Source organism: Herbaspirillum sp. WKF16 (genome assembly GCF_028993615.1).
Taxonomy (GTDB): Bacteria; Pseudomonadota; Gammaproteobacteria; order Burkholderiales; family Burkholderiaceae_D; genus Herbaspirillum.
The window spans coordinates 4,974,697-4,986,464 of record NZ_CP118632.1 but is presented as its reverse complement, the minus strand read 5'-3'; the positions used below and the strand labels follow the sequence as shown (position 1 = coordinate 4,986,464).

9 protein-coding genes are annotated in these 11,768 nt (G+C 62.1%); 4 read left to right on the top strand and 5 right to left on the bottom strand.

Translation table 11 applies throughout. From position 1 onward, the window contains the following. Window positions 1-407: 407 nt before the first annotated feature. The 3 genes from Herbaro_RS22460 to Herbaro_RS22450 form a co-directional block, all read right to left on the bottom strand. On the bottom strand, window positions 408-1,175 hold the full coding sequence (locus tag Herbaro_RS22460; RefSeq protein WP_275011817.1) for a class II glutamine amidotransferase: 768 nt from the start codon (window positions 1,173-1,175) through the stop codon (window positions 408-410). Between the two features lie 217 nt (window positions 1,176-1,392). After that, the gene (locus Herbaro_RS22455; protein ID WP_275011816.1) at window positions 1,393-1,710 is read right to left on the bottom strand and encodes a hypothetical protein; all 318 of its coding nucleotides are present in this window, start codon (window positions 1,708-1,710) and stop codon (window positions 1,393-1,395) included. A 641-nt stretch (window positions 1,711-2,351) separates the two neighbouring features. Further along, window positions 2,352-2,585 (bottom strand): hypothetical protein, encoded by a 234-nt coding sequence (locus Herbaro_RS22450; RefSeq protein WP_275011815.1) that lies wholly within the window; start codon window positions 2,583-2,585, stop codon window positions 2,352-2,354. Between the two features lie 156 nt (window positions 2,586-2,741). Here Herbaro_RS22450 and Herbaro_RS22445 point away from each other — a divergent pair, with 156 nt between their 5' ends. After that, window positions 2,742-3,701 (top strand): LysR family transcriptional regulator, encoded by a 960-nt coding sequence (locus Herbaro_RS22445; protein ID WP_079217408.1) that lies wholly within the window; start codon window positions 2,742-2,744, stop codon window positions 3,699-3,701. Between the two features lie 140 nt (window positions 3,702-3,841). Then, window positions 3,842-5,890 carry an AsmA family protein gene (locus Herbaro_RS22440; protein WP_275011814.1) on the top strand — a complete coding sequence of 683 codons (2,049 nt, stop codon included), beginning with the start codon at window positions 3,842-3,844 and terminating at the stop codon, window positions 5,888-5,890. 614 nt (window positions 5,891-6,504) lie between these two features. Here the strand turns inward: Herbaro_RS22440 and Herbaro_RS22435 are convergent. Together Herbaro_RS22435 and Herbaro_RS22430 are read right to left on the bottom strand one after the other, a co-directional pair. Next, window positions 6,505-6,807, bottom strand: coding sequence for a 2Fe-2S iron-sulfur cluster-binding protein (locus Herbaro_RS22435; protein WP_275011813.1), 303 nt, complete (start codon window positions 6,805-6,807; stop codon window positions 6,505-6,507). 475 nt (window positions 6,808-7,282) lie between these two features. After that, window positions 7,283-8,167 (bottom strand): LysR family transcriptional regulator, encoded by an 885-nt coding sequence (locus tag Herbaro_RS22430; RefSeq protein ID WP_275011812.1) that lies wholly within the window; start codon window positions 8,165-8,167, stop codon window positions 7,283-7,285. Between the two features lie 236 nt (window positions 8,168-8,403). Here Herbaro_RS22430 and Herbaro_RS22425 point away from each other — a divergent pair, with 236 nt between their 5' ends. Both Herbaro_RS22425 and Herbaro_RS22420 read left to right on the top strand, forming a co-directional pair. Further along, the gene (locus tag Herbaro_RS22425; protein WP_275011811.1) at window positions 8,404-9,915 is read left to right on the top strand and encodes a CoA-acylating methylmalonate-semialdehyde dehydrogenase; all 1,512 of its coding nucleotides are present in this window, start codon (window positions 8,404-8,406) and stop codon (window positions 9,913-9,915) included. 158 nt (window positions 9,916-10,073) lie between these two features. Beyond that, window positions 10,074-11,696: a GMC family oxidoreductase gene (locus Herbaro_RS22420; protein ID WP_275011810.1), complete on the top strand. Its 1,623-nt coding sequence runs from the start codon at window positions 10,074-10,076 to the stop codon at window positions 11,694-11,696. The last annotated feature ends 72 nt before the right edge of the window (window positions 11,697-11,768 follow it).

Here is an 11,768-nt window from a genome sequence, read left to right as displayed (position 1 = left end):
GAAGCTTTCTTATTGAATGGGGCGCGGCGCCATTGGAGCGGATCCGGAGCCGGCGGCCCGGCCGTCGAACCGCGGCACAAATGAGGGACGCATTTTACCTTGGCGCAGCCAAGTTATCCACAGGCGGCGAGTCAATTTGCCAGAGTAAAAAATAATATCCACAGGCGGTAAACGCCGGATCGGGGCATTAGCTTTTTGACAAGCGACGGCGGGGCGCACGTCGCAGGGGGACAGAGTGTTTTGCTTGCTCCCGGAGCAAGTATTTTTATGGGGACAGTGTTTTTTGTAACTGTCTTGCCGCCTTTGGGGAGACCTGGCGGCTTTGTCCCTTTTAGCTGTCCGTTTACTGACAAAGGCCGAAAATCCCGGCCTTTGAACGCACGCGCGCGACAATCGTGCGACGCGCCTCAGTCCACCACGCTGCCGTCGACGAAGACCTTGAGCTCGCCGGGCTGGTATTGCGTCCACACTTCGTTCTCGGTCAGCGGCTGGGTGACGATGACGGCCACGCGGTCGTTGACGGTGGTGACTTCGGCGAAGTCGACCGAGAGGTCGTCGTCGGAGAGCTTGGCGGTGGCGAAGGGGTGCTGGCGGACGATGTAGTAGAGGTTGGTGGAGCAGTGGGTGTAGAGCGCCGAGCCGTCCGAGAGCAGCATGTTGAAGGTGCCGTGGCCGGCGATGTAGTCGGCGATCTCTCGCAGCGCGGCGCGCAGGTCGGCCAGGAGCGGCAGCGCGTCGCCGAAGCGCTTGCGGATCTCCTGCAGGATGTAGCAGAAGGCCAGCTCGCTGTCGGTGGTGCCGACCGGACGGAACGGGCCGTCGAGCTGCGGGGTGAAGTTCTTGAGGTCGCCGTTGTGGGCGAACACCCAGTAGCGGCCCCACAGCTCGCGCACGAAGGGGTGGCAGTTGGCCAGCGTGACGCGGCCCTGGGTGGCCTTGCGGATGTGGGCGATGACGTGCTGCGACTTGATCGGGTAGCGCTTGATCAGCTCGGCCACCGGCGACTCGACGGCGGCCTGGTGGTCGACGAAGGTGCGCACGCCCGAGCCTTCGAAGAAGGCGATGCCCCAGCCGTCGCTGTGGTGGTCGGTGAGTCCTCCGCGGGTGGCGAAACCGGTAAAGCTGAAGACGATATCGGTCGGGGTGTTGCAGTTCATCCCAAGGAGCTGGCACATGGTGGTCTTACGCGTGAATAGGTGTTGCGGAGGCGCCAACGTTATCACGATTGCCGTCGGCGCAAACGCCGGATCCCGCGCGCGGACAAAAAAAGCCCCGCGAGCTTGCGCTGGCGGGGCTAATCCTTCCTAAAGAGGGAGGAGGAGACACAGTACGTACTACTAAACTCAAGACTACGACTAGAAGCCGGCGGGGCCTCGAACGGCGGTGGGGCGCTTAATCGCGCGCGGCCATGTTGCGCAGTTCGGCGGCGAAACTCGGTTGGGTCATGCTGTATTCGTTGGCCATGCGGTTCAACATGCGCTTGCCGCTGAACTTGTGCGCCAGGATGCGCTGTTCCAGCGACTTGCGGGGCTTGACCAGCAGCATGGCGGCTTGCGCCAGACCCATGATCAGCGGCTTGAACACCATCAGGAAGGTCACCAGCACTCCCAGACCCAGGGCCGGGCGCAGGTAGGCGGCCAGCAAGCCGACCAGCGTTTGCGCGAAGGGAATCGCGGTTTCTGCGGGGAAGGCCAGGTTCAGGAAGGACATGATATTTCTACCTTTGATAAGTCTGCCGCGATCTCTTGCGCGACGTTCAATCTCACTGTTGTTGCATCGCAGTATGCGGTTTTGTCGTTTGTATGACTACTTTAGAGTTCTCATATCAGATATAGCGTTTGTGAATGAGATCATGAGAATTGCGCCGCCCGGCCGGCTGCGGCCCGCAAAGGCAGTGTGGCAGCGGGATTGAGGCGTGCCGCCCGTATCAGTTTTGGCGGCGGGCAAACAGCGTGTCGGTCGGCGACGACAAAAAACAACGTCGCCTTGGCGATTTCCCGCGCGGTGGTGAATATCACTCACAATGCTGGTGGCGCGACCGGCTGCGGGGCCAATCCCAGGCCAACGCGCAGGCGCATAAAAAAACCCCACAGGCCGAGGCCTGCGGGGTTAATCCTTCCTAAAGAGGGAGGAGGAGACAACGGATCGGTGTCCAGACGCGTTGATCGAATCAGCGTCAACACAAGCGCCGTACGCGCCGGAACAACCGAAATCCTTTACTACCAGCGGGCGGCCAGTTGGGCCTTCCGCATAGTTGCGCAGCGAATGGCGCGCAACCGGTAAAAACTTGAATCCTGTACAGCTTGCCAACTTGCCGGCGCCTCAAGTCGCCGGCCGGTCGGTGCGGAGAATCAGCCGCGGGAAGCGATGAAGCGCAGTTCGGCGGCCAAGTTCGGCTGGGTGGCTTCGAACTTGTCGGCCATGCGGTTCAGTTGGCGCGAGCCGGAAGCGCGATCCTGTTCGGCGGCGACCAGAGCGACTGCTTGCAGCTCATGGGCCTTCACGAAGTGGATGAAGATGTTGCGCATGACGGCGGCGAACTTGCTCTTGAAAGTGCTGTTGGTGCTTTGTGCGATGGTTGCCATGATTCGATCCTTGACGTTGTGTGTTATGTTGCATTGCAGTGTAGTGAACTCACATTTGTTTGACCAATTTCCTTTTCGGATATCAGTTATATAATTCGTGAATAGCTATCGACGAACTCTGTTCGCGATTCATTTTCAGCCGCAAAGGCCCTCCCTATGAGCTTCCTGACCCTGGACCTGAACCTGCTGCGCGTATTCGACGCGGTCATGACCGAGCAAAACCTGACCCGCGCCGCCAATTTGCTGGCGATGACCCAGCCGGCTGTCTCCAATGCGCTACGCCGCCTGCGCGACACGCTCAACGACGACCTGGTGATCCGTACCGCCCACGGCGTCAAGCCGACCCCGCGCGCCGAGGAGCTGTGGCCGACCGTGCGCCGCGCGCTGTCCGAGCTGGAAGCGGTGATCGCGCCGGAGAGCTTCGACATCTCGCGCGCCCAGAACACCTTCCGCATGGCCATGGTCGACGCCACCGCCGCCCTGTGGCTGCCCTCGCTGGTGCGCACCATCATGCGCGACGCGCCCCGCATCAAGATCCGCATGATGCCGCTGACCACGCGCGACCCGCGCGCCATGCTGCTGCGCGGCGACATCGACCTGGCGGTGGGCTTCTTCCCCGGCGTGACGGCGCAGCTGGCCGACGGCCAGGGCATGGCCAAGACCCAGATCAGCCACGCGCGGCTCTATACCGGCCAGTACGTGTGCGTGATGAACAAGAACCACCCGCTGGCCGGACAACCGCTGACGCTGGACACCTACTGCGCCGCCGACCACTTGCTGGTGAGCCTGTCGGGCAAGCCGCACGCGGTGATCGACGACGTGCTGGCGGGCATGAACCGCGAGCGCAAGATCCTGCTGACGGTGAACCAGTTCTTCACGGCCGGGCGCATCGTCGCCAGTTCGGAACTGCTGACCGTACTGCCGCGCCACCTGGTGGCGGCGACCGGCATGGCCGATGTGCTGGTAGTCAAGGAATTGCCTTTCCAGACCCCGGAAGAGCACGTGGACATGCTCTGGCACGAGCGCGACGCCCGCAATCCGGCGCATAAATGGCTGCGCGCCCACCTTTCTGCAACAACTCACGATGAATTCGGTCGTATCAACATGAAGCGCTGATGCGGCGCACGCAGGCATAACATCCGTCGATCTTCCACCGCCCTGCGGAGACTGGGGCGGGCGGATGGGCCTGCCCCGGAAGTCTTCGGCGGCCGCGGCATCGGCGCATGTTGATCACCCCTTACGGGAAGACCGAGCCTATGCCGCGCCCATTAAAAATATTCCTGTGGCTGCTTGCCAGCCTTGTCCTCGTGATCGCCGCGGCGGTCATCTTCATCCTTACCTTCGACTGGAACCGGGCCAAGCCCTGGATCAATCACCGCGTCTCGGAGTCGATCGGGCGCGAGTTCGCCATCAACGGCGACCTGTCGCTGAACTGGCAGCGCGCCGAGCCCACCACGCCGCCGATGACCGGCTGGTCGCGCTGGGTCCCTTGGCCGCGCCTGCAGGCCGAGGACATCACGCTGGCCAACCCCGAGGCCTTCAGCCAGTCCGGCAAGATGGCCACCGTCAAGCAGATCACCTTCACGCTCAACCCGGTGCCGCTGCTGGTGCATGACATCTCGGTGCCGACGCTGGAAATCAGGAACCCCGACGTCTCGCTCCTGCGCAACAAGGACAGCGTCAACAACTGGACCTTCAAGAGCAGCGACGACGGGCCTTCGCCCTGGAACCTGAAGCTGGGCCGGCTGATCCTGCGCAGCGGCACGCTGGCGCTCAACGATGCGACACAGAAGATCGACATCAAGGCCGAGGTCGACACCCTCGATCCGGACAAGGAGAAGGTCTACGGCCTGGGCTGGAAGCTCAAGGGCAGCTTCAACGGCGCGCCAGTCTCGGGCGAAGGCAAGGCCGGCGGCGTGCTGTCGCTGCAAGACCAGCAGCAACCTTATCCGCTGCAGGCCAACGTCAAGGTCGGCAAGACCGCCATCGGCGTGCGCGGCACGCTGACCAAGCCGGCCGAGCTGGCGGCGCTGGACCTGCGGCTGTCGGTCTCGGGCGCCAGCATGGGCAACCTTTATCCGCTGACCGGCGTGCTGCTGCCGGAAACCCCGCCGTTCGCAACAGAAGGCCACCTGGTAGGCAAGATCGACGCCAAGCACAGCGAATGGAGCTATGAAGAGTTCACCGGCAAGGTCGGCGCCAGCGACATCGGCGGCAGCCTGTTCTACAACACGGCCGGCGCGCGACCGCGGCTGGACGGCGCAATTACCTCGAACCTGCTGCGCTTCGACGACCTGGCGCCGCTGATCGGCGCCGATTCCAATGAAGAGAAGGCCCACCGCGGCGCCGAGGAGCGCCAGCCGGCAGACAAGGTATTGCCGGTCAAGCCCTTCAGCACCGAGGCCTGGGGTGCGCTGGACGCCGACGTCAAGCTGGTGGCCAAGCGCATCCTGAAGCAGAAGGACCTGCCCATCAGCGACCTGCAGGCGCACCTGCTGCTGAAGGACAAGGTGCTGACGCTGGATCCGCTGAACTTCGGCGTGGCCGGCGGCAACTTGCGCTCGGCCATCCGCCTCGATGGGCAGGACAAGCAGATGAAGTCCGACATCAAGATGTCGGCGCGGCGCCTCAAGATCCAGCAGTTGTATCCAGAGCTGGCCTCGTCCAAGACCAGCTTCGGCGAGATCAACGGCGACGCCAGGCTCTCGGCCACGGGGAACTCCATCGCGGCCATGCTGGGCTCGGCCAACGGTGAGGTGAAGACACTGGTGAGCCAGGGCGCGATCAGCAAGTTCCTGCTGGAGGCGGCCGGCCTGAACGTGGGCAATGTGGTGATCAGCAAGCTGTTCGGCGACAAGGAGGTGAAACTAAATTGCCTGGCCGGCGACCTGCCGGTCAACAACGGCGTGATGCAGGCCAAGACCCTGATCCTGGATACCGAGGACGCCTTGATCGTGGTGGACGGCACGGTGGACATGAAGCAGGAACAGCTGGACCTGAAGGTGCATCCCAAGAGCAAGGGCCTGCGCATCATTTCGCTGCGTTCGCCGCTGTACGTGAAGGGCACTTTCAAGAATCCGGACGTGGGCGTGAATGCCGGCGTGCTGGCCTTGCGCGCCGGCGGCGCGGTGGCGCTGGGCCTGCTGGCCCCGGTCACGGCGATCCTGCCGCTGATCAATGTCGATGGCGAACAGAAAGCCGATTGCGCCAACCTGCTGGAAGAAGTGAAGAAGGCGCCGCAGGCCCCGCCGCCGGGCAAGAGCGCCGGTAACAATGCCGGCGCAAAGAGCGCGCCTAAAAAATAGGCATACGGAAAGTTACTGTTTCAGCCATGCGAGGCCGGGGGATAACTCTTCCGGCCTCGTCGTTTTTCGATCGACATTTCGATCGAATTAAATACTCACAAATATCCTGTTGCGGCCGGAATCGCCTGAAAATGCCGCCCAAATACCCCTGCAGGCGGGAAAACGGCAAGAAAACCGGGCGCAAACCGCCAGAAATGCGGTGTTTCGCAAAGTTGCCCCTGAGCCCACGTTTTCCGCATATCCAAGCTCAGCCTGTGGATAAAGGTCTGGATAACTTTGTTATGGATTGGGGACAAGCCTGAAAGTTATCCAAGGCGAATTTTTTATCCCCGAACTGTTAGCCGGTCATACACGCCTTGCCAAGCGTTTATCCTTTTCCCAACTGACTGATTCTTTTCCGGTAAACCGGGTTATCCACAGAAAAGGGCCTGTGTTAACTATTACCTACTATTTATATATACAAACTTATCCTAAAAGACAGAAAACCCGGAACGCGCACATCGGCGCTTCGCTGCGCTCTGGAAAGCCGGCTCCGTTCCCTGTTCGTCAGGATGGAAAACATGGGAGGCAAGCCCTCCCGATTGACCGTGGATGCCAGGCAGAGGGCTCAGGCTTCATTTCTTGAGGTCGACCGCATCAGGCACCTCGATCACCAGGTCGGAACGCGCCTCGGCCACGCAGGGAAGGATCCAGCCTTCCTGTTTTTCTTCCCGGGTCAATCCCGGCCATTCGATCTGGTAATCCACGTTTCCTGAAACCAACTTGCACATGCAGGTGCGGCAGGCGCCGTTACGGCAGGAATTGGGCAAACGGATCCCCTGCGCCAGCGCCGATTGCAGCAGGGACAAACCGGGACGCTGCTCGAAATGGAGTCCGGCAGGTTCGACCAGGATGGAAAACGGCGGCGTGGAGCTCATGGATGCAGGGGCTTGGGTCGGGATGCCTGTTTATTTGGTCTTTTCGGCGGTTTCAGGCCCGCCTGTGGATAAGTCTTTGCATATCTGCTGCGTGAATTGGGTATATCTCATCGAGTTATCCCAAGCCGAAAATTTATCCAATATTTGTTCTTCAGCAATCCAGAAGCTTACCAAGCGTTTATCAACGGCGTAAATAATTGATTCGATTCGGGTTAACCGGGTTATCCACAGAAAATCGCTGCGTTAACAATCATTACTATCTTTATATATACCTCTTTAATTTAAAGAACAGAAAAAGCGGAACAGCGGGGACAAGTCAAAAAACAGCAAAAACGGCAAAGGCAGAAGGAATGAAAAAAGGACTTGGCCAACACAAGTGTTGAAACGCAAGTCCTTTGGGTTCGGCAATGGGGAAGCTGGAAACAGAACTGCCAGAGGGTTCAGGCAGCTGTGCCTGATCGTGAAGCAAGGAGCATCAATTTTTCCAGACCTCTTGCAAGACCTGGAACACTGCTTTCAACCCGTCTTCGTTCTGGCGTTTCTCCAGGGTAATGAAACTGAGTTCCGTGGAGAGCTCGACCGCGTCGGCAATGACCAGGCCATGGGCGTGCGCCTGGCTCAGCGCGATGGATTCACGCGCCAGCGACAGGCCGACGCCGGATTTCACCAGGTCCAGCATGGAAGATTCCTGGTCCACCAGGGCCACGGTGTTGGGCTGCACCTTGTGCTGGGCGAAGACCTTGGAGAGCAGGCGGTGGTGGGCCGACTCCGGCGGCGTCCAGATCCAGGGCAGGCGCGACAACTCCTTCCAGCCGCGGCCGGCGACCCTGCTCTTCCAGCCGGCCGGGGCGATCACGTTGTAGGTGAAGGGCGTGAGCGTCATGGCGTGGAAGCCCTTGCCCGGGTCGCCCAGGAAAAAGCCGACATCGAGCCGGCCGTCGCGGATCTCGTTGAGCACCGAGCCGGACATGTGGTGCGCCAGCTTGGTGGAGAGCTGCGGATGGCGTTCGACCAGCAGCTTGAGGAAGGCGCCCAGGCGGATGAATTCGGGATCGAGGATGGTGCCGATGGCCAGCGAGCCGGAGAGGTGGGCGGCGCTGGCCTGCAGGGCGGCCGCGTGGCGCCGCAGTTCCTGCAGCTCGGCCAGGATGCGCTCGGCCATCGGCAGCAGCTTGTTGCCTGCCACCGTCAGCACCATGCCGCCGGCGCCGCGATTGAACAGCTGCAGGCCCAGGCTTTCCTGCAGCGCCTTGATCTGCAGGCTGACGGCGGGCTGGGTGACGTGCAGCTTCTCGGCCGCCCGGGTCAGGTTGCCTTCACGGGCGACTGTAATAAATGCGCGTAACTGTACGATATCCATCGTCAATTTCGGTTAATGTGTTCTTTTTGGCGATCAGCGTGAAATAGCCGGGAAGCCAGTCTTATAAATATTGCTTATATTACTGCTGATAATAACTCATTGGATCGTGCCGCTCCGGCGCGATATTCTCCTAACGTCTGTCTTTTTTAGCATCGTTGGCAACCATCACGCCGGGGCGTATGGATCAGGAGACGGATCCGCCCCGGTCTTACGGCAATCACCAAAGGAATACTTATATGAGCCTCCCGCACATCGACCATTTCATCAACGGCAAGCTGTCCCGCTCCGAGAGCGGCCGCAGCCAGGACGTGTTCAATCCGGCCACCGGCGCCGCCGCAGCCAAGGTGTCGCTGGCGTCGGTGGCGGAGGTCAATGCCGCGGTGGCGGCCGCCAGCGCCGCTGCGCCGGCCTGGGCCGAGACTGCGCCGTTGAAGCGTGCGCGGGTGCTGTTCAAGTTCAAGGAACTGATCGAGCAGAACCACGATGCGCTGGCCAAGGCCATCACGCTGGAGCACGGCAAGGTGTTCTCCGACGCCAAGGGCGAGGTCACGCGCGGCCTGGAGATCGTCGAGTTCGCCACCGGCATTCCGCAATTGCTCAAGACCCAGTTCACCGACAACATCGGCGGCGGCATCGACAACTGGAACCTGCGCCAGCCGCTGGGCGTGACCGCCGGCATCACGCCGTTCAACTTCCCAGTGATGGTGCCGCTGTGGATGGCGCCCATTGCGATCGCCACCGGCAACAGCTTCGTGCTGAAGCCTTCCGAGCGCGATCCCTCGCCTTCGCTGATGCTGGCCGAACTGTTCAAGCGCGCCGGCCTGCCGGATGGCGTCTTCAATGTGGTCCAGGGCGACAAGGTGGCGGTCGACGCGCTGCTGGAGCATCCCGAGGTGCAGGCGGTGTCCTTCGTCGGCTCGACGCCGATCGCCGAGTACATCTATCGCAAGGCGACCGAACGCGCCGGCACCTTCCCGCTGCGCGCGCAGGCCCTGGGCGGCGCCAAGAACCACCTGGTGGTGATGCCCGACGCCAACCTGGACCAGGCGGTCGACGCCCTGATCGGCGCCGCCTACGGTTCGGCTGGCGAGCGCTGCATGGCGATCTCGGTGGCGGTGGCGGTCGGCAGCGTGGCCGACAAGCTGGTGGAGGCGCTGATCCCGCGCGTGAAGGCGCTCAAGGTCAAGAACGGCATGGAAGACGACGCCGAGATGGGCCCGCTGGTGACCGCCGCCCACAAGGCCAAGGTCGAGGGCTACATCCAGAGCGGCGAGGATGCCGACGCCAAGCTGCTGGTCGACGGCCGCGGACTGAAGGTGCCGGGCCATGAAAACGGCTTCTTCATCGGCGGCACGCTGTTCGACCACGTGACCACCGAGATGAAGATCTACCAGGAAGAAATCTTCGGCCCGGTGCTGTGCGTGGTGCGCGTGCCGGACTTCGCATCGGCCGTGCAGCTGATCAATGCGCACGAGTACGGCAACGGCGTCTCGCTGTTCACCGCCGACGGCAACACCGCGCATGAGTTCTCGCGCCGCATCCAGGTGGGCATGGTGGGCATCAACGTGCCGATCCCGGTGCCGATGGCCTGGCACTCCTTCGGCGGCTGGAAGCGCTCGCTGTTCGGCGATACGCATGCCTATGGCGAAGAGGGCATCCGCTTCTACACGCGCTACAAGTCGATCATGCAGCGCTGGTCGGCTACTATCGGCAAGGGGGCGGAATTTACGATGCCGGTGGCGAAGTAAGTCCGGCTGGAAAACACTTCCACAGACCACCGTTCGCACAGGGCAGCGCCGCGGGCGCGTATCGAAGGCGCTCATCCCTTGCGTCTTCGATACGCCGCTGTGCGGCTGCTCAGTCCGAACGGGAGGATCAAAATCAAAAACGAAAATCCGGAGACACCATGCAATCGGCAGGGCAATACGACTACATCATCATCGGCGCCGGCACTGCCGGTTGCGTGCTGGCCAACCGTCTTTCCAAGCAGCCCGGGGTGAAGGTGCTGCTGCTGGAGGCGGGCGCCAAGGACGACTACATCTGGATCCACATCCCGGTCGGCTATCTCTACTGCATCAACAATCCCCGCACCGACTGGCTGTTCCGCACCGAGGCCGATCCCGGACTGAACGGCCGCAGCCTGATCTATCCGCGCGGCAAGGTGCTGGGCGGCAGCTCCTCGATCAACGGCATGATCTACATGCGCGGGCAGGCGCGCGACTACGACGAGTGGGCCCGCGTCAGCGGCGACGACAGCTGGCGTTGGGACAATGTATTGCCCCTGTTCAAGAAGAGCGAGGACTACCACCTGGGCGGCGACGAGTTCCACGGCTCCGGCGGCGAATGGCGGGTGGAGAAGCAGCGCCTGCGCTGGGACATCCTGGACGCCTTCCGCGAAGCGGCGGCGCAGACCGGCATTCCCAAGACCGACGATTTCAACCGCGGCGACAACGAGGGCTGCGGTTACTTCGACGTCAACCAGAAGCGCGGCATTCGCTGGAATGCCTCCAAGGCCTTCCTGCGGCCGGCGATGAAGAGCGGCAACCTCGACATCATGACCGGATCGCATGTAAAGAAGCTGCGATTCTCCCAGGGTGAGAACGGACCGGTCTGCACCGGCGTGGAATTCACCGGCGGCGGCGGCGAGTGGTTCGCCGAGTCGAAGCGGGAAACCATCCTGGCGGCCGGCGCCATCGGTTCGCCGCATATCCTGCAGATGTCCGGCATCGGCTCGTCCGAGCTGCTGGGCCGCCACCAGATCCCGGTCGTGCATGAGCTGGCCGGCGTGGGCGAAAACCTGCAGGATCACTTGCAGATCCGCACCGCCTTCAAGGTTTCCGGCGCCAAGACGCTCAACGCCATGGCTTCCACGCTGGTGGGCAAGATGATGATCGGCCTGGAGTACGTGCTCAGGCAGAGCGGGCCGATGTCGATGGCGCCCTCGCAGCTGGGCGCCTTCGCCAAGTCCGATCCCACTCAGGCCAGCGCCAACCTCGAATACCACGTGCAGCCGCTGTCGCTGGAGAAGTTCGGCGATCCGCTGCATGCCTTCCCCGCCTTCACCGCCAGCGTGTGCAACCTGCGGCCGACCTCGCGCGGCCATGTGCGGCTCGCGTCCGTGGACCATGCGCTGGCGCCCAGGATCACCACCAATTATCTCGCCACGCAGGAAGACCTGAAGGTGGCGGCCGACTCGTTGCGGCTGACGCGCCGCATCGCCGCCGCGCCGGCGCTGGCCAAATACCAACCGGAAGAGTTCAAGCCCGGCCTTCATTACGAAACCGAGGAAGACCTGCACCGCGCCGCCGGCGAGGTGGGCACCACGATCTTCCATCCCGTGGGCACTTGCCGCATGGGACGCGGCGACGACGCGCAGGCCGTGGTCGACTCGCAATGCCGCGTGCGCGGGGTGCGCGGGCTGCGGGTGGCAGACGCTTCCGTGATGCCTTCCATCACATCCGGTAATACCAACTCGCCGACCATCATGATCGCCGAGAAAGTCGCTGCCCACGTGCTTTCCGGGCGTTGAGGGCAAATTCCCGGAGCGCCGGCCGATACGGTATATATACGTATTGTAGGAATGGTACGACTCGGCTACTAT

Coding starts and splice junctions, on each gene's coding strand:
- Herbaro_RS22460 (WP_275011817.1), bottom strand. CDS start 1,175: ATGTGCCAGCTCCTTGGGATGAACTGCAACACCCCGACCGATATCGTC.
- Herbaro_RS22455 (WP_275011816.1), bottom strand. CDS start 1,710: ATGTCCTTCCTGAACCTGGCCTTCCCCGCAGAAACCGCGATTCCCTTC.
- Herbaro_RS22450 (WP_275011815.1), bottom strand. CDS start 2,585: ATGGCAACCATCGCACAAAGCACCAACAGCACTTTCAAGAGCAAGTTC.
- Herbaro_RS22445 (WP_079217408.1), top strand. CDS start 2,742: ATGAGCTTCCTGACCCTGGACCTGAACCTGCTGCGCGTATTCGACGCG.
- Herbaro_RS22440 (WP_275011814.1), top strand. CDS start 3,842: ATGCCGCGCCCATTAAAAATATTCCTGTGGCTGCTTGCCAGCCTTGTC.
- Herbaro_RS22435 (WP_275011813.1), bottom strand. CDS start 6,807: ATGAGCTCCACGCCGCCGTTTTCCATCCTGGTCGAACCTGCCGGACTC.
- Herbaro_RS22430 (WP_275011812.1), bottom strand. CDS start 8,167: ATGGATATCGTACAGTTACGCGCATTTATTACAGTCGCCCGTGAAGGC.
- Herbaro_RS22425 (WP_275011811.1), top strand. CDS start 8,404: ATGAGCCTCCCGCACATCGACCATTTCATCAACGGCAAGCTGTCCCGC.
- Herbaro_RS22420 (WP_275011810.1), top strand. CDS start 10,074: ATGCAATCGGCAGGGCAATACGACTACATCATCATCGGCGCCGGCACT.